This window comes from Spirulina sp. CCY15215, assembly GCF_016888125.1.
Classification (GTDB): domain Bacteria; phylum Cyanobacteriota; class Cyanobacteriia; order Cyanobacteriales; family Spirulinaceae; genus CCY15215.
Window position 1 is genome coordinate 1 of sequence record NZ_JACSWA010000367.1, and the last position, 22525, is coordinate 22525.

At 39.7% G+C, this 22525-nt stretch carries 19 protein-coding genes; 7 read left to right on the forward strand and 12 right to left on the reverse strand.

Annotated elements, in window-relative coordinates; all coding sequences use genetic code 11:
- The first annotated feature begins 315 nt into the window (after positions 1–315).
- Positions 316–1665 (forward strand): lipopolysaccharide biosynthesis protein RfbH, encoded by a 1350-nt coding sequence (gene rfbH / locus JUI58_RS10275; protein ID WP_204103693.1) that lies wholly within the window; start codon positions 316–318, stop codon positions 1663–1665.
- Positions 1666–1688: 23 nt separating this feature from the next.
- Here the strand turns inward: rfbH and JUI58_RS10280 are convergent, their stop codons facing one another.
- From JUI58_RS10280 to JUI58_RS10290, 3 genes are read right to left on the reverse strand one after another with little or no spacing between them, the layout of a single operon-like run.
- Positions 1689–2894, reverse strand: coding sequence for an SGNH/GDSL hydrolase family protein (locus JUI58_RS10280; protein WP_204103694.1), 1206 nt, complete (start codon positions 2892–2894; stop codon positions 1689–1691).
- A gap of 12 nt (positions 2895–2906) precedes the next feature.
- Positions 2907–3875 carry a beta-1,6-N-acetylglucosaminyltransferase gene (locus JUI58_RS10285; protein ID WP_204103695.1) on the reverse strand — a complete coding sequence of 323 codons (969 nt, stop codon included), beginning with the start codon at positions 3873–3875 and terminating at the stop codon, positions 2907–2909.
- 44 nt (positions 3876–3919) lie between these two features.
- Complete coding sequence (locus tag JUI58_RS10290) at positions 3920–6706, reverse strand: hypothetical protein (protein ID WP_204103696.1); 2787 nt, start codon at positions 6704–6706, stop codon at positions 3920–3922.
- Positions 6707–6790: 84 nt separating this feature from the next.
- On the opposite strand from JUI58_RS10290, the gene JUI58_RS10295 reads away from it, so the two are divergent.
- From JUI58_RS10295 to JUI58_RS10310, 4 genes are read left to right on the forward strand one after another with little or no spacing between them, the layout of a single operon-like run.
- Positions 6791–7582 (forward strand): ABC transporter permease, encoded by a 792-nt coding sequence (locus JUI58_RS10295; RefSeq protein ID WP_204103697.1) that lies wholly within the window; start codon positions 6791–6793, stop codon positions 7580–7582.
- Between the two features lie 8 nt (positions 7583–7590).
- Positions 7591–8334: an ATP-binding cassette domain-containing protein gene (locus tag JUI58_RS10300; protein ID WP_204103698.1), complete on the forward strand. Its 744-nt coding sequence runs from the start codon at positions 7591–7593 to the stop codon at positions 8332–8334.
- 20 nt (positions 8335–8354) lie between these two features.
- Positions 8355–9737 (forward strand): MATE family efflux transporter, encoded by a 1383-nt coding sequence (locus tag JUI58_RS10305; protein ID WP_204103699.1) that lies wholly within the window; start codon positions 8355–8357, stop codon positions 9735–9737.
- Positions 9738–9770: 33 nt separating this feature from the next.
- Positions 9771–11150 (forward strand): aldehyde dehydrogenase, encoded by a 1380-nt coding sequence (locus tag JUI58_RS10310; RefSeq protein WP_204103700.1) that lies wholly within the window; start codon positions 9771–9773, stop codon positions 11148–11150.
- Between the two features lie 30 nt (positions 11151–11180).
- On the opposite strand, the gene JUI58_RS26615 is transcribed toward JUI58_RS10310, so the two are convergent.
- Genes JUI58_RS26615 through JUI58_RS10330 form a run of 4 tightly spaced genes read right to left on the reverse strand, consistent with a single transcriptional unit; the run spans position 11181 to position 14506 of the window.
- Entirely contained in the window at positions 11181–12284 is a 1104-nt protein-coding gene (locus JUI58_RS26615) for a hypothetical protein (RefSeq protein ID WP_239121382.1), read from the reverse strand.
- Positions 12274–13143 (reverse strand): adenine-specific DNA-methyltransferase, encoded by an 870-nt coding sequence (gene yhdJ / locus JUI58_RS10320; protein ID WP_204103701.1) that lies wholly within the window; start codon positions 13141–13143, stop codon positions 12274–12276. The genes JUI58_RS26615 and yhdJ overlap by 11 nt, the downstream gene beginning before the upstream one ends.
- 6 nt (positions 13144–13149) lie before the next feature.
- Positions 13150–13833 (reverse strand): glycoside hydrolase family protein, encoded by a 684-nt coding sequence (locus JUI58_RS10325; RefSeq protein WP_204103702.1) that lies wholly within the window; start codon positions 13831–13833, stop codon positions 13150–13152.
- A gap of 16 nt (positions 13834–13849) precedes the next feature.
- The gene (locus JUI58_RS10330) at positions 13850–14506 is read right to left on the reverse strand and encodes an SDR family oxidoreductase (protein WP_204103703.1); all 657 of its coding nucleotides are present in this window, start codon (positions 14504–14506) and stop codon (positions 13850–13852) included.
- A 120-nt stretch (positions 14507–14626) separates the two neighbouring features.
- On the opposite strand from JUI58_RS10330, the gene JUI58_RS10335 reads away from it, so the two are divergent.
- Positions 14627–15388 carry a DUF1997 domain-containing protein gene (locus JUI58_RS10335; RefSeq protein ID WP_204103704.1) on the forward strand — a complete coding sequence of 254 codons (762 nt, stop codon included), beginning with the start codon at positions 14627–14629 and terminating at the stop codon, positions 15386–15388.
- Between the two features lie 67 nt (positions 15389–15455).
- Entirely contained in the window at positions 15456–16244 is a 789-nt protein-coding gene (locus JUI58_RS10340) for a Uma2 family endonuclease (protein WP_204103705.1), read from the forward strand.
- A 56-nt stretch (positions 16245–16300) separates the two neighbouring features.
- Here the strand turns inward: JUI58_RS10340 and JUI58_RS10345 are convergent, their stop codons facing one another.
- From JUI58_RS10345 to speD, 5 genes are all read right to left on the reverse strand, one after another.
- On the reverse strand, positions 16301–17185 hold the full coding sequence (locus tag JUI58_RS10345; protein WP_204103706.1) for a hypothetical protein: 885 nt from the start codon (positions 17183–17185) through the stop codon (positions 16301–16303).
- A 126-nt stretch (positions 17186–17311) separates the two neighbouring features.
- Entirely contained in the window at positions 17312–19891 is a 2580-nt protein-coding gene (locus JUI58_RS10350; protein WP_239121383.1) for an HDIG domain-containing metalloprotein, read from the reverse strand.
- 113 nt (positions 19892–20004) lie between these two features.
- A complete protein-coding gene (locus JUI58_RS10355) occupies positions 20005–20892 on the reverse strand; it encodes an ADP-ribosylglycohydrolase family protein (protein WP_204103707.1) in 888 nt (295 codons plus the stop codon).
- A 39-nt stretch (positions 20893–20931) separates the two neighbouring features.
- A complete protein-coding gene (recR, locus tag JUI58_RS10360) occupies positions 20932–21543 on the reverse strand; it encodes a recombination mediator RecR (protein ID WP_348539874.1) in 612 nt (203 codons plus the stop codon).
- Positions 21544–21843: 300 nt separating this feature from the next.
- Positions 21844–22254, reverse strand: a complete 411-nt coding sequence (gene speD / locus JUI58_RS10365; RefSeq protein WP_204103711.1) for an adenosylmethionine decarboxylase — start codon at positions 22252–22254, stop codon at positions 21844–21846.
- Positions 22255–22525 lie beyond the last annotated feature (271 nt).

Here is a 22525-nt window from a genome sequence, read left to right on the forward strand (position 1 = left end):
ACTATTTCAGTGACCTTAAAATTGTTTAACTGCTAACGACAGAGCGGGGAACTAGCTTCGCATTCCCAGGTGTCGTGACTAAAATAACGTAGTACGCGGGGTACTTAGTCTGGTCAGAACGGCTTGTTAGATTTCTCTTTCAAGCCTCATGCCTTTAGGCTGAGGTTTCTGACTGTTTCAAATATTCGCAATCTCGTAAAGTTTCCCTACATTACCACAATTCTCAATTAAATTCAATTAAATTTTCAATTATTTTAAGCAAGGATTATAATAACTAAAATCATACATTTTTGATTAAACTATTTGGAGTATTTTGTGAGCAATCTTTTTCCCGATTTCAGCAATTTTTCCGATCAAGAACGCGAATTGCGTTTAGATGTCTTGAAAGCAGCCGAAAAATATTATCAGTTCAAATTCGCGCAGCAAGAATTTATCCCCGGTGAAACCTATATTCCCGCATCTGGCAAAGTTTTGGATGAACGCGAACTTTTTGCTTTACTAGATTCATCTCTCGATCTTTGGCTAACAACAGGACGCTACGCTGAGAAATTTGCCAAACAGTTTGCTGAATGGATAGGAGTGAAGCACTGCTTGCTGGTCAATTCCGGCTCATCTGCTAATTTATTGGCATTATCAGCCTTAACTTCCCCTCAACTTGGCGATCGCCGTCTTGTACCCGGTGATGAGGTAATTACCGTTGCTGCGGGTTTTCCCACAACAGTTAATCCGATTGTACAAAACCAACTGATTCCCGTCTTTTTGGACATCAAAATATCAACTTATAACATCGATACGTCTTATTTAGAAGAGGCATTATCCCCCAGAACGAAAGCTATTATGTTAGCTCATACCCTTGGAAATCCCTTCGATCTTAAGAAAATACTCAAATTTGCTCGAGAACATAATCTCTGGGTTATAGAAGATAATTGTGATGCCTTGGGCAGTTTATATGAAGGGAAAAAAACCGGAACTTTTGGTCATATTTCTACATTCAGCTTTTACCCCGCTCATCATATCACAATGGGGGAGGGAGGAGCAGTTTTAACCAATGATAGCCATCTCAAAAAAATTATCGAGTCTTTTCGGGATTGGGGAAGAGATTGTTGGTGTCCTCCCGGAAAAGATAATAGTTGTCAAAAACGCTTTGCTTGGCAATTTGGCAATCTACCCGATGGTTACGATCATAAATATACATATTCTCATATTGGATACAATTTTAAAATGACAGATATGCAAGCAGCTGTGGGTTGCGCTCAATTAGATAAATTGGCTGACTTTATCGAGAATCGCAAAGCAAACTTTCGGTCTTTTCAAGATAAAACTAGCAGCTTAAACCATCTTTTCTATCTCCCCAAAACCACAATTTCTTCAGAACCTAGCTGGTTCGGATTTCCCCTCACAATCAAAGAATCTTCAACTTTAAACCGAGAACAACTTGTCACCTTCTTGGAAGAGCATAAAATCGGCACTCGTTTATTATTTGCGGGAAATATTGTCAAACAACCCGCTTACCAAAATGTTAAGTATAGAATCATTTCTGAATTGAAAGTGACCGATCTAGTGATGAATAATACCTTTTGGTTAGGGGTTTATCCTGGGATATCAGAAGCGGCGATCGCTTATATTTATAAAACCTTAGAACTGGGAATCAAGAAAGGTTTTTAAAAGTAAAAATCGACGCTATATTTTCATTTTTCTGGTCTTTGATCTGAAGATAAAATCGGAGTCAAAATTTCAGAAATGCGTTTTGCCACTATTTTATTACCCTCGCCTGATAAATGAGCATAATCAAGATAGACATGACTTTCTACACTATCGAATATATGAGTTAGATCGTAAACCCAAAATAAGTTTTCTTGTTCGAGCTTTTTTTGAAATAAGAAATACATAAGTTTGAACGTTTCATAATAAGACTCTCCTGGAGACGATTGGTTAAAACGATAATTTCCAACAAAGCGCATTGGTTGAAGAAGAACGATAAAGTTTCCTCCTCGAGATGTTACAATATCGCGAGCTATTTTCCAGTTTTGAATCATAGCATTAGCGACCTTATCCGCATAATTAGGATCCTGCAAACATAGAGGAGATAAATCTCTGGAACTATCCCACAGGTTTTGGTTACGGCGTTTGAGAAGATTGAGCAATTTTAACGTCGAACCATAGAGAGTTTGTTTGAAAGCTCCAAAAATATCTTGATTATATTGCTGATATTGCTCTACGATTTGCCCGAATTGTTGACTAAAACCATAAATATTAACTAACTTTTCATTGGGTTTAAATACATCATAACAGGAAATCATCGGATCGTTGACACCATCTAAAAATACAACATAGTCTAAGGAGTAAGATTGATTGGCAAGATTGATTAATTTCGCAAGGCTCTGACGACTTGTATAAGCCAATTGACCGTGATTAAAAACTAGATAGTCAGGAAAATTTTGTTTGATTAATGAGGGAATAGTTTCTTTATCTTCTGCTCCCATTCCCCACATGGTTGAGCCACCAAAAAATCGGATAACGCCTTTATTTTTCTCTTGAGAAGATGTAGGAACAACGATCCTCTCTCCCTGTTGATTAGTATTTACATATTTGCCTTCATGTTTTGGCCAAGTAAAACCGATAAAAGGATAAAATTGTATGAATTTAAAATTGATTTCATTGGTTTCTGTTTCAAGTTGTTGTATGTAATCGCGATCGCGGTGTCGGAAAGGAAGCTCGGGCCAGTGAAACGGATAAAAGGTTTCTTTTCCGGGATATATGGACATGGCAAGGGAGATGCCCAAAGAACTGACAAGATTTATTATCATTAAGATTGCCACTAAAACAACAATGTTAATGCTAATAATATAGACAAAGTTTTCACGCTTATTTCGCTTTTTTTTGAGGCTTGACATATTTGAATAAATCTAGGGTTTTGCTAAAATTTCCCGATCGATGAGATCGAGTAGATCGAATGATAAGTGTTCGTCAAATTTACGGGCAAACAAACAATCCGATGCCAGTAATTCCTCCCGATAGGTCATATCTAGTACAAGATGGCATTCGTAGCGGTAGTTTTCTGGTCGCCAATCAATAAAATGGCTGCCATTTTCGACAACATTAGTACAAGGCGAAATCGTACAATCCATGAGAATTTTCTCAGCAAAGGGAGATTGTTTAAGAATTGAGTGAAACAAAATTTCTTCTGGAACTAAAACTTGGTTATGGAAGCGGAGAATATTTTGATTTTGCTTGATAAAATCGAGAAGATAATTAATACAATCTAGAGTTAATGCCCACCACGAACTACCTTTGTAAGGGACAAAATCTCGTATATACGATCGCGAACCCATCACTCGCATGGTTAAGAATTGATGTACCGACTGTAATCGAAGTCGCAACTTATGAGGCAAGGAGGATCTCGGGTTAAAAAGTGGATTATCAAAAAAATAGCGATAGGCAATATGTTCGTAAGAACCATCATCTAAAAAAGCGTTTGTTTGCGGGACGAGATTACCGTCAACTCTAATCCATTCTTTATCTGCTACGCTCAGTTTTTGGCGAATTGCAGTCAAAGGTTTAATGGGGTAATCATTACCACTCAGATAAATACAGTAGCTGAAGTTGACTGAATCTTGAACTGAGTATTGTCGAACGGTTTGCATTAAATGTAATATAACTCGGAGCAAACTAGACCCTCCCCAATAGACCTTTTTGCGTTGAGAAAGAAAGATTATATTGTCAGCTTTTTCAACAGATTGTTTAAATAAATGAAGGTTTGATTTTGCATTAATATGTATAAAAAAATAATCATCGCGATGATATAAAGCACGAATCATGCGCCCTAATTGCTTGGGTTGATGATGGGCGGCAATAATATAGGCAAGATGTGTCATAATGAGTGTGAAGAGGAAGGATTATCAACTAGCACGTTGTGAGATTATGGTCTAGTAAAACCAACAAATTTTAACAAAATAGTGACAGGTCGATTGTCCGGATCGGGAAGTTTTTGATATTGAGAAAATTGTAATTGAATTTTCTGTTTTTCCAATTTTAAACTTAAAGGAATCTCTAACTCAAACTCCCCCAAGGATACAACCCGAGTCGCAATCGGTTTTTCATTCACCAAAACTGTTAACTCTGTGGTAAAGTTCGGATCGTCAATTTGAGGGAGCATTCCTTGAATTTTAAGCTGAGATTGTTCGGCTTTTGGAGTTAATGTAAAATAGACCGATTCAGACAGCCAGCTATCCTCATACATTCCTGAATATTCTAAGGCAGAATTGGCGAGATCGTCGGGAAAAGAACTCAAAGAGGAGGGAGGCTGTAAGTTAGCATATTCTTCTGGGGAAATGAGAGAAATATTACGGCCAAAACCGACCAATTTTCTCGGATCGCGTCGCACTTCTCGACCATATAAATTCATCAAACCCTGTCTTTGAGATTGAGTAAAAAATTCTCCTTCTCTTCCCATATCTAAGCTAATATACTGTCCTCCTGCAATAGTTTGGGGAGTCAGAGGAGGAGAAATAACCCGAGCCGATCCTCGACCTGTTAAGGGGAGTAACTCTCGTTTTGTCCCGATCGCTGCTGCGGGAGGAAGTTGATTTTTACCATCTCCTTGCAAACTGGTGGTCATGTCTAGCATGAGTCTTGCATTGGGAGAGGGATGAATGACTTGAAAGAGAAAATGTTGTCCAAGTGGAACCATTTTGCGATCGCGCAGCATTTCGGAAGTAGAATTACGGAAAAAATAATCGGGTTGCGAAGGATAAAAACGCGGGCCAAGTTGGGAACTCAGAAAAAGTAAATAATTTTTTACGTTCTTTAATGGTAAAGGAACAAAGTCGTCATCAAAATCTAAACTCAGATCATTAGTAAAATATTGAAAATTCAATGTTTCTTTGTGATTTGTAGTCACTAAAATTGTATTTTTTTCTTGAAATAACTGATTTTCCAAATTCAAGTTTTCTTTAAAAAAAAGATTATATTTTTTCTTTTTAAACGTCTCGTGCAAATCAAATAAATATTTATTTTGGGAATTTTCTTTGTTAAATTCTTCTTCAAAAACTCTATTAATATTTAAAAAATGAATGGTTTTATCTTGTTTATAAAATCCTAAAACCCCAAGCAAAGCTCGAGAATTTGTATGTATCAATATTGGATCATTTTTATGGGCATCCATAAAAACCTTAGCTTCTGAATAAACACCAGAGGAAGAACCTTGATAGATTTCAACTAAAACAGTCGAAAATCCTCGACTATCTTCTAGATAACTAAGTTGAGTTGATAAATTCAAAATCCCCAGAACCATTAAAGGCAATAATCGCATAACACGAGAAGGAATTAAAGTTAAACAAAATAGGACAAAACTCCCTAGTAAAAACGGCTGGATAAACATTCCCAGTTTAAATAAAGTAAATCCTTTTTTTGCAATAAATAAGTAAAATCCTAAACTCAACATAATTCCAGTAAATAAAATAATAGGTTGAGTTTTAGGTAATTTGAAAGCGATCGCAAAAATCATTGTAACTAAAAGTATTGCTCCTAAAAAAATACCAAAAGATAACCAAGGTTCTGAAGGTAATTTAGCAAGATGTTGTATTCCCCAAAGATTTGCCAAACCACTAGGAATTAAAAAATAGGGAAAAATTTTATCCGCAAAACCATCTCCTTGAATGTAATTGAGAATAAAAATAATAAATCTAATCAAGTCTGCTAAATAGGTATTAAGAAAAAGAAGGGTGATGCTGGCGATCGCTAGAGTTTGTACGATCTGTAATTTGAAATATTTTCTCTTTTTAATCCAAGTGATTAGCATAAATGCAAAGAAACCAGTTCCTAAAAAAATGGAAACTTCTGAATAGGTTATCAATAGACTAGCAATAGGTAATCCTGCTAATATTCCATACTTTAACAACGAATTGCGATCGCCAGATTTGACGCGATCGAATAACAAAATAATAGACCCAATCAAAAATCCTAAACCACTCATCTGAGCGAATAACTGATAAAATGTACCTAAACTGACAAGAGCAGATACACTCATCATTAAACAAGTCCAAAAAGTTGCCTCTAGCCAACCTGTACACGTATAAATTAATGCTCCAGTTGTGCTAATCAATACCAAATGGAAAACTAAAATTAGAGGCATAAAGACAGCATAAACAGGTAATCCTGTAACACTAGAAATCCAAGCTAGTAATAGATCGCTACCCACTCGATGTCCTTGTCTTACGAAAGAGGCAACACCCAAGTATAAGTTATTTGCATTTTCAGTTAAGAAATTAGAGGAAAAAAGGTCAAAATAGGAATGATTAGAAAAATATTTAGCTGATATGGTATAATAACTCGTCATATCTGGATTAGCATAACTAATCCAATTAAAGCCAAACTCAAGAAAAGGACTTCCTGTTAAAAAAGTAGAAAACAAAAAAATACCAACAAAAGGAAAATATTTTTTCCAAGGAAATTCAATTTTTTGAATATAATAAATTAAAATACTAGAACAGAATAAAGTAATAGTAATCGGGATGCCTAAGAACTTAACTGGAATCCCTAAGCGATTTCCCCAAAACACTAACAATAGTGTTACACTCATGCCAATAACTGGTGCAAGGAGTGTATTTTGGAAACTATTGTTTTTGGGATTGAGAAGGTTTATAATGGCGTAGCCAACGAATAACCAGAAAACAAAGAGGGAAAAGACTAATAAAATAGCAAGCATTTGTATCGTTATAAGATTTAGGCGATCGCCATTTTAACAGATATTGAACTAAAATTAATCTTTTACAATTTTTTTAAACATTGCATGAGACATTCTCGTATTTTATCCAATTTTCTGCAACGCTATTCCTACACGATTAACGTTTTACTGGCTCTAGCTTGGAAGGATATCAAAATTCGCTACAAGAAATCTTTGTTAGGTTTCTTTTGGAGTTTGTTAAGTCCTTTGATTTTTTTGACTATCTTTATTCTCGTTTTTAAGAAAGCCTTTCCCGAACTGGAAAACTATCCCCTTTTTGTTTTAACGGGAATCATTTATTGGAACTTTTTCTCCACAACAACAGCGCAAATTTTAATCTCTGTTACCGCTTCTGCACGCTTATTAAAATCCATCGCAATCCCTTCTATTGTCTATCCGGCTGCAACGGCACTTGCTTCTGCATTTAACTTTATCATGTCTTTAATTCCCTTCGCTCTTCTGTTTGTATTACTGGGAGGAAAATTTACCTATCATCTCTTGTTTATCTTTCCCGTTACTGTTCTCTTTGCTCTTTTTATATTAGGATTGTCTTTAGTTTTAACCTCGTTAAACGTTTATTTTAGCGATGTTGGTATACTTTGGAATAGTATTCTTCCTGCCTTACTCTATTTCACCCCGATCGCCTACCCATCTTCCTTGATTCCTCCCGAATACGCAGGCATCGTGCAGCTTAATCCTTTATACCACTATGCGATCGCCATTCGCGAGGTTTTATACTGGAATCGCATTCCTTCTCTGGAATTGTGGCTAAAAATTAGCGCGATCGCATTATTCTCATTCTTTCTCGGATACAATGTTTTTAGGAAACTAGAACGATATTTTATTTCATCGATTTAAACTAGAATATGAGAGAAACAATTATAGAACTGAGAAATGTTTACGTTAATTTCTTTATTCAAAAATACGGCATTAACTCCCTCAAAAAATACTTTCTTTCCTTGGGAAAACAAAAACTTTTTGAGCAAAAACAAGTTCTCAAAGGCATTAATCTAGATATTTATAAAGGAGAAAAATTTGGGATTGTCGGGATTAATGGCGCAGGAAAAACAACCTTACTGCGTGTCCTAGCTGGAATTATTAGACCCGATCGCGGACAAATCAAAGTGTATGGTAGAGTTGCCCCTTTATTAGGGTTGGGAGTAGGCTTAGAACTCGAATTATCAGGACGAGAAAATATTGGCTTATGCGGCACATTAATGGGTTTAAGTAAATCTGATATTCGCTATTTGACCCGCGAAATTATCGAATTTTCTGAACTGGGAGAAGCAATTGATATGGAAGTTAAACGCTATTCTTCGGGAATGTTGGCGCGTTTGGGATTTGCAGTTACCACAGCAGTTTTAGAGTCAGAAAAAGCCGAGATTTTGATTATTGATGAAGCCTTAAGTGTTGGGGATGCAGGATTCAAAAAGAAATGTAAAGAGAGAATGGACAAAATTTGTCAAAGTGGCGCAACAATCATCCTAGTTTCTCATACAGAAGGAGAAATGCGAGAAATATGCGATCGCATCGGCTGTATGGAAAATGGTACAATTTCCCGTATCGGTAACACGGACGAAATTTTCGACTACTATAGCGATCGCTTTTAATATCAATATCTTAATTTTTTATGAATTCTTCTTCCCAGCAGTGGTTTGCGGAAACTAAGGCTTGTTTGGGTTTGGCAATTCCCTTGGCTGCAGCACAACTCTCAGAAGCGGCGATCGGCTTTATTGATACGGTGATGATGGGATGGTTAGGTAGTCAAAATTTAGCGGCGGGGGGCTTGGCAGATATTACTTTTCAGTCTTTAATTATCATCGGGACGGGGCTACTTTCTGCGGTGGGGGCATTAGGGGCGATCGCCTATGGTAGCGGCGATCGCCAACAATTACAACGCATTGCCTCGGGGGGCATTTGGTTGACCATCGGGCTATCTCTTCCGATTATGATTCTTGTCTGGAATTTTGCGACAATTTTTCGCTTTTTGGGACAAGAAGAAGTTAATATTCTGTTAGCCGAAAGTTATTTACAAGCGATCGTTTGGGGACTTCCTGCGGCCTTTGCTTTTGCCTTTTTAAAAAATCTTGTTTCTGCCCTCAATCGCCCATGTATTATTATGATAACTATGATTGCAGGCATTTCCCTGAATGCGATCGGTAATTATCTTTTAGCTTTTGGAAAATGGGGCTTTCCTGCATTAGGATTAGCGGGATTAGGTTGGGCGAGTACTTTTGCATTTTGGGTGAAGGCGATCGCGGTTTTGAGTTTTATTATCCTTAATGCCGATTTTCGTAAATTTCAGTTGTTTAAATATGGGCTGCATTGGCATAGTTCTATTTTCAGAAGACTCGTTACAATTGGTTTTCCCATCATGGCTATTTTCTTTGTTGAGACGAGTTTATTTGCGATGACAACTTACCTGATGGGATTATTAGGAAGTATTCCCCTTGCTGCCCATCAAATTGCCTTACGGACGGGAATGATTACTTTTACAGTTTGCATGGGAATTTCCTACGCAACGACTATGCGGGTAGGACAAATGTTGGGTAAAAAGGATTTTCAAGGTATTAAACGGGCAGGATATGTAGGTATTTCAATCTCGGCAACTTTCATGAGTTTTATGGCATTTATCCTCTGGATATTTCCAGAACAAATTGTGTCTATTTATTTGAATGTCAATAATGCTGCCAATCGAGAAACTCTACAATTAGCGGTTACACTTTTGGGTATTGCCGCTATTTTTCAGATCGTTGATGGCATCCAAATTACCGCAGCAGGGGCATTAAGAGGAATTAAAGATACGCAAATTACTTTGTTGCTTGGTATTATTTCTTATTGGGCGATCGGTTTGGGAAGTGGATATTTTTTCGGGATTGTTTTACAATGGGGAAGTGTTGGCTTTTGGTGGGGTTTAGTATTAGGCTTATTTGCTAATGCTCTTTCTCTAACTTGGCGATTTCACTCTCGCACGATCGCCTCACTGCGATCGCTTTCCTCTTTCAATTCTTAATAGTTAAAATTTAAAAAAATATTTAAAAAAGTCATGTTAGTCGCAACAGAAATAACGGAAATCTTCAAAAAACAACGTCGGTTTTTTCAAACAGGAAAAACAAAAAATATTGATTTTCGACGCGAACAGTTAAAATCCCTTAAATCCTTTATTATTGAAGATAGAGAAGAACTTTTAGCAGCATTAAAGAAGGATTTTAATAAATCCAATCTTGAAGGATTGGAAACAGAATTAGTGTTTTGTGTTAGAGAAATAAATCATAGCCTAAAACATCTTAAATCTTGGACAAAATCTAAGCAAGTTACTGCCGATCTTTTTCAACTCCCAGCCTCAGCAAAAATCATTGCTGAACCATTAGGAATTATACTGATTATCGGTGCATGGAATTATCCCATTCAACTAGCGATCGCCCCCTTAATTGCGGCAATAGCTGCCGGAAATTGCGCCATTGTCAAGCCCTCAGAAATTGCCCCTCATTCTTCTGTTGCGATCGCCAATTTGATTCGCAAAGTATTTTCTCCTGAATATATTACTGTTGTTGAAGGTGGAAAAGAAATTGTGCAAGATTTACTTACTCATCAATTCGATCACATTTTCTTTACTGGTGGTGCAAGAGTCGCTAAAATTGTCATGGAAGCAGCAGCAAAATATTTAACCCCAGTAACATTAGAATTAGGTGGAAAAAGTCCTTGTATTATTGAACCAGATATCGATGTGGAGAAAGTCGCAAAACGAGTTGCGTGGGGAAAATTTATCAATTGTGGACAAACTTGTATTGCTCCCGATTATGTTTTAATTCATCACAGTATTAAAGCAGCATTTATCGATAAAATCAAAGCAAAAATCAAGCAATTCTATGGCAATAATCCAGAAATAAGTCCCGATTATGCGAGAATTATTAATGACTTTCATTTTCAGCGCCTATTGAGTTTAATCGACCCTAAAAAAGTTATTATTGGAGGAGAGAATAACCCAGAAACTCGTTATATTGCACCCACGGTAATGAATGGAGTAACCTGGCGCGATCGCATTATGGAAGAAGAGATTTTTGGACCAATTTTACCTATGTTAGAGTATGAGAATTTAGAAGATGCGATCGCAGAAATTAACGCACGCCCTAAACCTCTTTCTCTCTACTTATTTACCCATAATAAAACAACTCAAGAACGAGTTTTAACAGCCACATCATCCGGGAATGTTTGTATTAATGATACTCTGATGCAAATTACTTCAGCAAATCTTCCTTTTGGTGGTGTAGGAAATAGCGGCATGGGAGCATATCATGGTAAAATAGGGTTTGACACATTTTCTCATCAAAAAAGTGTTCTCAACCGTTCTTTTTTGCTAGATTTACCATTACGATATCCTCCTTATGAGGGCAAATTAAAGTTCTTCAATTTCTTCTTGCGATAAACTTATTTCTTTCTTATCTTTTTTGTGTATTTATTCATAGTTGAACTCTATTTTACTTTGAAGGATAATTTCTTCCATGATTTCTTTAACTTTTCCTTGATTGACTTGTTCGGTAAAAATTTCTGTTAGTTTGGGAATGTTTATGACTTCTTCTATTGAATCCATGTATCTCTGCACTATTGCTCTAATCCCATAGACAGAATTTGCATTTGATTGTAATTGTTCATAAATTTGGATTTCTTTCATTTCTGTTTTGATTACAAAAGTGATCGGATAACGTTGAATTTTATCAATATCTAAGAAATATTTTTTAAAATTCAAAGTTTCTGTTACTTGGAAGAATCTTCCCAACGGTCTCATTACAAAATCTATACCACCATCATTTGCATTAGTACGACCAGTTTTGTAAAGAGTAAGTGATTGTTCATTTAATTCTTCTGGTTTCCAACCCCAATATAGGATCGTATCCTCATAATATGCTTTTAATATGGCATAACTAACTATTTCAAACACTCTTGCATCAACGTTGGGTTGTATTTGTTGCTTGATAAAATTTATTGCTTTTTCAGTATCTTGTTCTGATATTTCAGCAAGTTTAGATACATAGCTGATAAAGCGATCAAAAGCCGATCTTTTTGCTTCAATATAAGCATCAATTATTTCAATAGTAACAGAGGAAATATTGTATTCTTCTTCATTTACTATGATTTTTAAAAGATTTTCATTAATCCAATATCTTTTTGTTTTCAAATCTCGTATGATTGGTTGATATTGAACATCTGGAAAAAACTTCCTAAATTCATCATTCATTCTACCATTAAGTGCATGGTTCTGAAGCTTTTGACCAAAAGGAAGTTCCCTCATTCTAGTCAATAGCTCTGTATATATTGCCCCATCATATTCTGAATATGATTCCACATCTTCGGCAAAGCCATTTGTAATATAATTCTCAATAAGTACATAAACTGCGTAGTGATTTGCAAAAGATCCTCTAGATTTACTTCCTCGACTTGCGGATTTTGTTTTGTAATTTAAGTAGCGTATTAGATAACTTTTGTCAAATATTTCATCTGCAATGTTACCAAAATTTTTTCTTAAGATATTTTTGATTACTTTTGTAAATTCATGTTCCATGCTCTACAATGACTCCGCTTTTCTTTTTGTTTAACCCATTTTTTCTGATATATGTTTTATCTAATGGTTTGAGTTTTTCACCCTTAAATTCATCTGCAATGTTCAATCGACGCAAACCAATTTTAAAGTAATCTTCCTGAAGCTCAATACCAATACACTTTCGACCTAAACGTTGAGCAACTGCACAGGTTGTAAAAGTACCTGCAAAAGGATCGAGAATCATATCTCCTTCATTGGAACTGGCTTTAATTATTCTCTCCATTAATGCTTCTGGTTTTTGTGTTGGATGATTTTCATACTCATCCATACGATAGCGCACTCGATGAAAATTCCAAACATTGCCGGGGACTTTTTTTGTATTGTAAGGTTTTGGCTTTTTGCCTCTATAATCAATGAGCTTGCGCCGGGCTCCAGTTTTGGCCTCTACCAGAATATCTTCAGCATTAAATGTATAGTTTTTTTTATCTTTAACACAAAATAAAATAGGTTCCCATCGCGATCCATAATAATTTTGTGCTTGTACGCCAGAACTATCGTATGACCAGACAATACGAGCTAAAATCGTCAATTTTTCTCGTATATATATATCCAAATAGGGCATTGCCTGCGTACTGGTCATAAAATACATTGAACCGGTTGGCTTGAGTTTTTTGATACAAAGATCAATCCATTGATAACACCACTTTGCATAATCTCGATCGCTTGGCCATTTATCGTGAAAGTTAGCAAATTTTTTACCAATATTATAAGGTGGATCGACAAAGATCAGATCAATAGAAGAATCGAGTACATAATGCGCGATCGCTTCTTCAGTATTGCCATTAATTAATTGACAGGTTTCATTCTCAAAAATATTCATCTGTTTTTAACTCGTTATTTTAACGTTTTCTCCTCTCTTTTCCAACTCTTCTTTCAACATATTTTCATAAATTTTCGGTAAGCGATCGCTCATAGAATTGGTTTCAATACCATAGCCCAAACTCGTCCAAGTTCCCGAAAGCAAGCGGAGAACATCTTTTATTTTTCCCTCTTGCAACATCTGAGAAATGTTTGCATTCCATGCTTGAGAATCTTTCAACCATTCATAAACAACAGCATCTTGATATTGAGGCTCAAAACTATAGGTTTTCCACCACAATAAACCCGAAGATTTGGGATGATAGCGTTCTGCTTTTTCGTACCAAGTAGTATTAATAAACTGATAGCGACCGGCTGCCGTTGTACAATTCCCTTGATTTGGCCCCGTAACAATGGGGACGCACCATTCTGGATGCTGACTCAAATCCGTGACGCGCTGGCCGCCATAGATAATACTATAAGGTTCGGGGTCGTTCGCTTCGCTGGCGGTAATAGTTCGCATCAAAGCACGAATATAGGGATCGCCTCCCTGCATAACGAGGGGTTGAGTTCCTTCCAGACCGTAAGAGAGGGGAATTTTCTTGCTGAGATCGGATTGTGATTGGAAAATAGAAACCAAAAATAGTAGCGCGATCGCGCTACCAATGGTTAGAGAAACCGCACCAAAAGATTTTAAAAATGATTTGAACATGAAAATCGATCGCCCATTAAACATTGAGAAAAAGTTGTTTCCAGTCTTGAGGCTGTGCATCAGGTTCGGCAACAATTTCAACGATCTTGTTGTGGGAAGCTGGTTCAAAAAGAGCAGCAACAGACACTTGTGCTACCTTTAACCGAGGAATTCTACCACCGGATAAAGTATCTGCCTTAGCTGCCACGATCGCCTCCTCATTGTCCGTATCAAGCAAACCACCAGGACGGATAACGGTATAGGTTAAGCCACTCTTCTGAAGGTCTTTTTCTGCTTGACTTTTCCAGTACAACACCAACCAAAATAAATTCAAAGGATGAAAAAATTGGGAAACACAGAGGGAAGATACAAGCACGAAATGCTCGATTTCGGCAATTTTAGCGGCATCGATTAAATTATTTGTTCCCCAGTAGTCCACCCGAAACGGTTCGGTAAAATCCAAGGAAGGCATAGCTCCAGCCGCAGATAAGACCGCGCTACACCCTTGCATCGCCTCAGCAAGGCGATCGCCATTGGCCAAATCTCCCACCACCAATTCCACATTTGCAGGCAAAATTTCCTTGGCTTTGGCTCGATCTCGAACTAAAGCCACCACGGGAATTTCCTGCTCTGTCAAAACTTGTACAATACGTTTGCCTGTCCGTCCGGTAGCTCCAGCAACAAATGCTTTCAAAATCCTGCCTCCTAAAATTAATACTGTATTAAATGACCCTGGCGAGTTGGGAATAATGAGTTAAGTTGGGAAAAGAAAAAACTCTACACTTAGTTTTCTATTGTCCACCAAGGGTGTCTCATGCAGCAATCTCAATATAGCGATCGCCTTACCTCAGCCGTTGAAATGTCCGTCGAGGACACTCTTGAGCCGCGATCGCCAGAACTGACTTTAGAAGAATCGTGTTTAGAAGGAGAGGCTTTTGTTATGCCAGGGGAAATCGCCTCAGAAGAACCGGAAACCTCTTCTCAACAGCCTTTTTGCTTTGAAACCCATTTTCGCGGCTTGATGGGGATGGCTGCCGATATGCAGACTGTTGCCGATTATTTGGACGCTCATGAGGGCTGGTTTTGTCGTTGCGCTCAACCCATGACAGCAGAACCTTTTGGGGAAAATGGCTATATTTTGACCGTAGGAAAGTTTAAATCTTTTGGTTACGAAGTCGAACCCAAAATGGCGGTAGTTTTATTGCCTCCTCAAGATGGATTGTACGTGATGCACAGTCTTGAAGTCCCCGACTATACTCCCTTGGGTTATGAAATTAATTACACTTCTTCTTTAACCTTAGAGGAAGTTTCCGGGCAAGAGGTGAACTGGAATACAAGCGGGATCGATCGCATCACCAAGGTGGAATGGCAACTACATTTATTCGTGAAGATTCAATTTCCACCCTTTATTTATAAATTACCGCGCAATTTACTGCAAACTACTGGCGATCGCCTCCTCTCTCAAATCGTGCGACAAATTTCACCCCGTTTAACCTACAAAGTACAAAAGGATTTTCACGATCGCCTGAATTTATCTCTTCCCCCAAAATCCTCCCGTCAATTATTGCGTTTGTAGAACAAGCTGCGCCCTTTCATTCTTTATAATGGGGTCAAACGTATTGACTCTTTCTTTTTTTGAGGTCATGGTACAACAACTTTCTCCTCTCACCATCGATGACGAATTTCTTTATCCCGATAGCGACGGTAAACCCTTGGCTGATAATACGATTCAATTACGTTTAATTTTTACCATTAAAGGCGGTCTCGATGCTCTCTTTAAGGATCGAAATGATGTTTTCATTGCTGCGGATTTGTTTTGGTATCCGGTGAAGTTAACCCAACAGGAAATTATCGAACAAGAAGAACCCCAAAGACAAGCTCCCGATGTGATGGTTGTTTTCGGACGACCCAAAGGCGATCGCGGTTCTTATCTGCAATGGAAAGAAGATAATATTGCTCCACAAGTGGCGTTTGAAATCCTTTCTCCGGGGAATAGGAAGAAAGATATGGAGACCAAGTTCAAGTTTTATCAAGAGCATGGAATTGAGGAGTATTACCTTTATAATCCGAAAAAGAATCGCTTACAAGGATGGTTGAGAAAAGGAAAGAAGTTAAAAGAAATTTCTCAAATGGAAGGATGGACAAGTCCGCTTTTAGGGATAAGGTTTACTACTCTTGAGGAGGATTTGGTTTTATTTCGTCCCGATGGAGAGCCTTTTGTTGATTATGTTGGAGTTGTCGAACAACGCGATCTCCAAAAACAACGAGCTATTCTTGCTGAAAATGAACGCGATCGCGCACAATTGGAAAAGGAACTCGAAAAACAGCGTGCCGATCGTGCTGAAACAACTATAGAAGAGGAACGACAGAAAAATCAACAATTACGCGATCGCCTGATACAACTCGGTATCGATCCTGAAACCTTGTCTTGAGATCCCATGAATGAAATAATGCAATAGAGTGGGGATTTTCCACTCTATTGCTGTTGTTAAAAGCGACATAAAGGAATCGATCGCGGTTCGATCCAAGTCCCATTAGATTCACTGCAAGCAGATTGTAATATTTCGACCTTTAAGGAATCTTGTCCAGGGATACACTCAACCATTTTACTGTATTGTAATTCGCTACTTTCTGCGGAAGTTCTTTCCCCTTCGTAATAGGTGGAAATCGTTCCCCCTTGTCCTTCACAAGTGGTCATAAAGGGATTATTGGCGGCTACAGTGACAGGAGGGCGAGAAGGAGAAGATTGAGGAGGAGGAGAAGATTGAGGAGAAGTAGGAGAAGGAAAAGAAGATGCTGAATTAATACCCTCTCTACATTGACTTCTTAATGTTGCTAATTCGCGATTTAAACTGGCAATTTCTTGTCCAGAAGATTGAGGCTGACGGGCGCGAATAGTTTGCACTTCTGAAGCGATTTCCATTAGCATTCCTAGCATTTCTGTGGGTTCCATATTGCTTGAAGAACGGCTAATAATGGAAAAAACGCGATCGCCGATGGTTTCCACTAATTCAACCATATTATTATCGGAACTTCCTTGGGGAATATCCGCCCCAGTAAAGCTGATAAACTGTTCGAGAATACCCGTAATTTTTTCGATATCGCGACCCCCCTCGGGCATGAAGCGAGAGATTAAACCAATCATATCCTTCATATTGGACAAGCCAAAACCGTTTTGCGATCGCTCTCTTTCCGCTTGGTCAATGGCGCTCATTAAAATGAGTTCCTGGCGAGCGGCTTCAGGGCTATAATTGTCGCAGGTTAAAGATTGGGCGAGAAGAAAGCGATCGCCAGAAGTTTGCGATCGCGCTTCTAAAACCATTTGCGGCGAAATTAAGAGCAAACCGGATAGGAAAAGAGGAGAAAGTCTCATAGTTAGGGGGGGATGGGGTTTGGGTATTAATCTAAAGATGATGGCGATCGCCCGGCAAATGTTCCCAGATGCGGCGCGATCGCTGGCAATTGTCTTCAATCCACCCAGCGATCGTGCTACTTTTAATTAACTAGATTTAACACTCGCCCGAGAAGTCGCTTTCAGATCCAGCGCACCTTTAGGATAAACAATACGCTGATGGTTGGATTGTTGCCAAACTCGCACAAAAACCTCACCAATTGTGCGAAGTTCTTCTAACTTTAAACCAGATTCTACCAGTTGCTCATCTTGCCATCGCGCTCGGAAAATTTTCTTAACAGTATTCAGTGCCATTTCCGGAGTCGTATCTTTCATCGATCGCAAGGCTGCTTCGCAAGCATCGGCCAGCATTACGATCCCAGTTTCTCGAGATTGAGGAATGGGACCATCATAGCGAAAGTCAGCATCATTGAGTTCAATTCCCTCAGCCTGCGATCGCTGTTTGGCTTGAAAATAAAAATAGGAAATCAAAATGGTTCCCTGATGCTCAGGAATAAAATTGCGAATGGCTTGGGGTAAATTGTATTTACGCGCCATCACCAGCCCTTGAGTCACGTGCTTTTTAATAATTTCCGCACTCTTCCACGGGTCATTAATAGCATCGTGTTTATTCGGTCCCCCCATTTGGTTTTCAATAAATCCCAAAGGATCGTGCATTTTGCCGATATCGTGGTATAGAGTCCCCGCACGTACCAGTTCTACATTGCAATGTAACTCCCGAGCCGCCGCTTCCGCCAGGGAAGCCACAAAAAGAGTATGTTGAAACGTGCCAGGCGCTTCCATAGTCAGACGCTTGAGAAGCGGGCGGTTAGGATTGGATAATTCCGCTAGGCGAATGGGAGTAACTAGATCGAAAACTCGTTCCAAATAGGGAGAAACTCCCAAAGCAACGATACACCAAGCCAAGCCAGAAACACCAAATAGCGCCGCTTGGGGCAGGACCACAGACCAAATAGCCGCCGCCGTCGCACTGCCCATGAGAGTGATGCTGAAGTAAACAACCCCTTGTATCAATCCTACCCCGCCCCCCAGTAAAGCCAGTTCTTCCCGAGAGCGCAACCGTCCGGCTACCACCGAGGTTAAAAGCGCCCCGCCAGCCCCCGCCAGAAACATTTCCCAAGGGATGATCGCCGCACTTCCCCCAGCAATGGCACTAAAGGCGGATAATCCTGTCAGCAAAATCACTTGAGTAACAGCCAGAGCCGGGTGATAGAAACTACTGGTTAAGAGTCCAATTGCGGCTAAATTGTTCTGCCCGATATCCATTAGCAAAGGGGTACTAATACTTAACAGGCAGAGAAGAATGCGATCGCGGCAGCGTAATCTCACATTGGCGCGGCGTTTGACGAAAATAAATAAGGTAATAGATCCCGTTACCATCATCCCTGTTATAATTAGCCCCTGCCAGTCAACACCCCGACGACTTTCCTTAAAATCATCCAAAATCACAAAAGCACGGCGATCGATTTCTTCCCCAGCTTTAACGATGTTTTCTCCCTTGCTCACTTTATAGATAACGGGATCGACCTCTTCTGCGGCTTGTTCGGCGAGGCGTTTGGTTTCTTCGGTATCTTCAACTAAATTGGGTTTTAATATCCCCGTAATCAGTTCCGTAGCCAGAGGAGCAGTCAGGGCGGGAATTTGCGATCGCAATTGTCTGGAAACAGCGTTTTTTTGTAGGCTTTCGGGCATCCCCGCTACAATTCCTTGGGTCAGAATGCGGTCTAAGGAGGTGATGATACCGTTTTTAGTGCGATCCCAAGTTTCATCCCGCAGATCCAGAAGAGTCCGTTGGTAATTTTCCAAACTCTTTGTCCCTTCTGGGTTGGCAAATTCTTTCCTTGCCCGAGTGTAACCTTCGCGAATGACATAAATGCGATCGAGCAGAATTCCCAAGGCTTGTCCCCCCTCTTGACCACCGTAGGCTGTTAATTCAGTGAGAGCCTGTTGATATGCCAAGTTGTTGTTAGCAGGTAGTTCGCTGCTATTGTTTTTAGGGGAAGGAATGGGATCGGGGATTACGGTTTCTGAAGGGGTCGCTGCCTCGCTACCTTCGCTTAAATTATTGTCTCTTAATCTTAATTTTTCTGATTCTTTATCTTGGGGTTGTAGGGGAAAAACGCTAATTTGAAAAGATTTTTGTAAAGAATCTGCTAACCCTTGCCATTCTTCTGGGCTGCTATTGCGGAGATAGCGTTGAGTTGGTAAAGATAAAAGGCGATCTTCTACAAAGGGAAGGGGACCTGCCATGTTTCGCATCTCTTCCACTTCTGCTAAAAAAGTATCCAAGTCGCTGCGAATTTGTTGGCTAATGGTTTTATCGATTGTGAGAACTTTAACTAAGCCTGTTTGCGCGGCTTTCCGGTGTTCTTCTGTTAACTCTTTATCCGTAACGGTGGCATTGCGAGTTGCCCAAATTGTTTTCGGTGCGATCGTGCCTTCTTTAAGGCGAGGTTGATTATAGAAACGATAACCGATCGCGCTGGTGAGGGAAACTATGGCAAAAACCAGCATCACGGGTTGAGGAATGGCTTGGCGGGCTTCTCTTCGCACGGTTTTCTGTCTCGTTACTGTATCAATTTCTCCCCTTTGAGGGGAAGAACGACTGCGTTTAGCACGACTGCGCCAGGCGAGAAAGCGTTGGGTTAAGGATTGGAATGTATTCATGGTGTGAGTGAGTGAGAGTTGTAGAAATTCTAGTTGCCCATCGAATATTTTGCGAGGAATCTTAAGGGAAAAGTTTACATATCTTCAGGGAAATTAAGGCGCTGGAATTTTATTTACAGGGAATGAGAAGTAGATTCGCGCTGACTAATGGTAGCAAACCCTTTTCGCGGTTGTAGGGTTCCGGCTGCACCGATGGCATGATGGGCTAGGCGATCGCTGCGATCGGGAGAATAACAGCCAGACCAAGCGGAAAATAATAATTGTCCTTGTTGTAATGTTTGCTGATGAGAAGCTGACAAACACCAAGAGGGGGGAAAACCAAGGCTACTATTGTAGACTCCGGCGATCGCCCCGGTCAGAATTGCGGTTAGAGGAGCTTGCTGGGTTAATTTTAGAGCGCGATGCAGGCACAGGGGCAAATCTTCTGGGGTAAAACTAAAGCAGTATAAAGCGAGGGCAATTTCCCTTTGAGAAGCTGGGCGATCGCTGAACATATTTACGGTTTGCTTTAAGCTCAATCTGCGCTCGCTAGATTCTTGCATGAGGTTTAAAATGTCTGCACAAGGGGGGTGATGAGTAGCCAGATGAGGCAACAATTGAGAAGTGTTAACTTGTTCTCTGAGCATGAGGGCGATCGCTTCTCCCCAAAGTAATATTGCTTCTAAGGATTCTTCTGGATGCAGCCAGAGGGACGCAGTGCGGGTTAGTTCGGCTTTAAGGTGGCTGGGAAGGTCGTGAAAAAAGAGAATTAAGGGTAAAATCATGGCTGCAACTTCGCTACTCGTTCCGGTTTTCTGCTGTTCTAATAGGCATATATCTTGTTTTTCGATCTGTTTTAACCAGTCCTGGGTTGCTAATTTTCCTGTTTGCAGGAGGGTTGCGATCGCGCAGTTTTGAATCTTTTCCCAAGGTGCAAATATAGGGAAAATATGGGGTTCTTCTGCTGCGATCGCGCTTCCCAATAGCCCTCCTGTAAATCGGTTCAATAAAGATATTTTCACTGTTTATATTCTCTAAAATAACTAATTACCGATTACCGATTACAGTAATTCTCGCCGTCCTTCCAAAGCCCGCGCCAAGGTTACTTCGTCGGCATATTCTAGGTCTCCTCCCATCGGTAGCCCAAAGGCAATTTGAGTTACTTTCACGAAAGGTTTTAAAAGTTGGGCAATATAGAGAGTTGTTGTTTCCCCTTCGATACTGGGACTAATTGCTAAGATCGTTTCTTGTACTTCTGTTTGACTGGCTCGCCGGATTAACGGTTGAATATTGAGTAAGTCGGGTCCTACACCGTCCATCGGGGAAATAACTCCTCCCAAAACATGATACGCCCCATGATATTCTCGCGTTTTCTCCAGGGCGATGACATCGCGAGAGTCAGCGACTACGCAAATTATGGCTTTATCCCGGTTGCGATCGCTACAGATGGAGCAAACGGGTTCGGCGGATAAATGAAAGCAGATTCGACAAAACCCGACTTGTTTTTTAGCATCAATGAGAGCCTGTGCCAGTGCTTGCACGTCATCTTCCGGACGCTTCAGGATATGTAGGGCAAGTCTTTGAGCGGTTTTTGGACCGACTCCAGGGAGTTTTTGCAGTTGCTCGATCAGGCGAGCTAAAGGGGGTGTGTAAATTGTGGTTCTTCCTCCAATTTAGAATAGTTCTATTATACTCAATTCGGGTAACAATCTCCGATGGGACGAAAATCGAAAAATAAGGGCAATAATAATAATAATAATAGATAAGATGGAAAAATTGAGTCTAGAATAGCAATATTATCTAGCAATATTACAAGATAAGGGGAGCATACATTATACGGCAAATGAGTGAGTGCCTATAAAGTAGGAATTTTTTCTCTCCCCTTGTAAAATTGTTAACTGCCAAACTTGAAAAAATTAACGTAAAGTTAACAGAATAAGTTAACAGAATATTTGCTGTTGGCGCGATCGCGTTTATGCCTCTACAATTTCTCGTTCCCAGATTTCTTGAATGGGTTGAATTTTAGATCGCAAAGCTCTTTCGGGAAAACCGCGATCGATTTCGTGCATTTCAATTTTCTGTGCTTGTAAGACAGTTTGCAGAACTTTCATCGCTTGTTTAGGTTTGCCACTACCACAAAAGAAGAAATCTGCTGCAAAATAACCGTATTCAGGCCAAGTATGAATCGCAATATGGGATTCTGCTAAAGTTGCAGTTGCCGTAACACCGTGAGGACTAAACTGATGAACGCATAAATCAATAAGGGTTGCTTCTCCAGAATCGATTGCTTCTAGCAAAGCACGGCGAATCCGCTCGGGATCGTTGAGATATTCTTCTGGCGCTTGCCAAGCATCTACAACTAAATGAGTTCCCACTTTTTTCATCATTCTTATCGAGTCTCCATACGAAAGGAATTTCGATCTTCACTTTAACAAATTCAGAAAAAAATAGTGTTTCCAAACATTTCTAGGTTTATTCCCTCGAAAAGCGATCGCACAACGAACAACTACCCCGTAAGGGTTTGGTTTCCAAACCCTCGAACAGTCTGGCGATCGCCTTTTTGAGGAAAAATGCGCCGCGCATCCTACGATTCAGTCCGACAGGACGAATCGCTAGTTAGCGGCGCGGGTTGTTTAAGTCGCCCCGGTTCGTCTT

What these genes read in the sequence shown, in the direction of transcription:
- JUI58_RS10280 (WP_204103694.1), bottom strand. Translation starts at nt 2,894, where the DNA reads ATGTCAAGCCTCAAAAAAAAGCGAAATAAGCGTGAAAACTTTGTCTAT.
- JUI58_RS10285 (WP_204103695.1), bottom strand. Translation starts at nt 3,875, where the DNA reads ATGACACATCTTGCCTATATTATTGCCGCCCATCATCAACCCAAGCAA.
- JUI58_RS10290 (WP_204103696.1), bottom strand. Translation starts at nt 6,706, where the DNA reads ATGCTTGCTATTTTATTAGTCTTTTCCCTCTTTGTTTTCTGGTTATTC.
- JUI58_RS10295 (WP_204103697.1), top strand. Translation starts at nt 6,791, where the DNA reads ATGAGACATTCTCGTATTTTATCCAATTTTCTGCAACGCTATTCCTAC.
- JUI58_RS10300 (WP_204103698.1), top strand. Translation starts at nt 7,591, where the DNA reads ATGAGAGAAACAATTATAGAACTGAGAAATGTTTACGTTAATTTCTTT.
- JUI58_RS10305 (WP_204103699.1), top strand. Translation starts at nt 8,355, where the DNA reads ATGAATTCTTCTTCCCAGCAGTGGTTTGCGGAAACTAAGGCTTGTTTG.
- JUI58_RS10310 (WP_204103700.1), top strand. Translation starts at nt 9,771, where the DNA reads ATGTTAGTCGCAACAGAAATAACGGAAATCTTCAAAAAACAACGTCGG.
- JUI58_RS26615 (WP_239121382.1), bottom strand. Translation starts at nt 12,284, where the DNA reads ATGGAACATGAATTTACAAAAGTAATCAAAAATATCTTAAGAAAAAAT.
- yhdJ (WP_204103701.1), bottom strand. Translation starts at nt 13,143, where the DNA reads ATGAATATTTTTGAGAATGAAACCTGTCAATTAATTAATGGCAATACT.
- JUI58_RS10325 (WP_204103702.1), bottom strand. Translation starts at nt 13,833, where the DNA reads ATGTTCAAATCATTTTTAAAATCTTTTGGTGCGGTTTCTCTAACCATT.
- JUI58_RS10335 (WP_204103704.1), top strand. Translation starts at nt 14,627, where the DNA reads ATGCAGCAATCTCAATATAGCGATCGCCTTACCTCAGCCGTTGAAATG.
- JUI58_RS10340 (WP_204103705.1), top strand. Translation starts at nt 15,456, where the DNA reads ATGGTACAACAACTTTCTCCTCTCACCATCGATGACGAATTTCTTTAT.
- JUI58_RS10345 (WP_204103706.1), bottom strand. Translation starts at nt 17,185, where the DNA reads ATGAGACTTTCTCCTCTTTTCCTATCCGGTTTGCTCTTAATTTCGCCG.
- JUI58_RS10350 (WP_239121383.1), bottom strand. Translation starts at nt 19,891, where the DNA reads ATGAATACATTCCAATCCTTAACCCAACGCTTTCTCGCCTGGCGCAGT.
- speD (WP_204103711.1), bottom strand. Translation starts at nt 22,254, where the DNA reads ATGAAAAAAGTGGGAACTCATTTAGTTGTAGATGCTTGGCAAGCGCCA.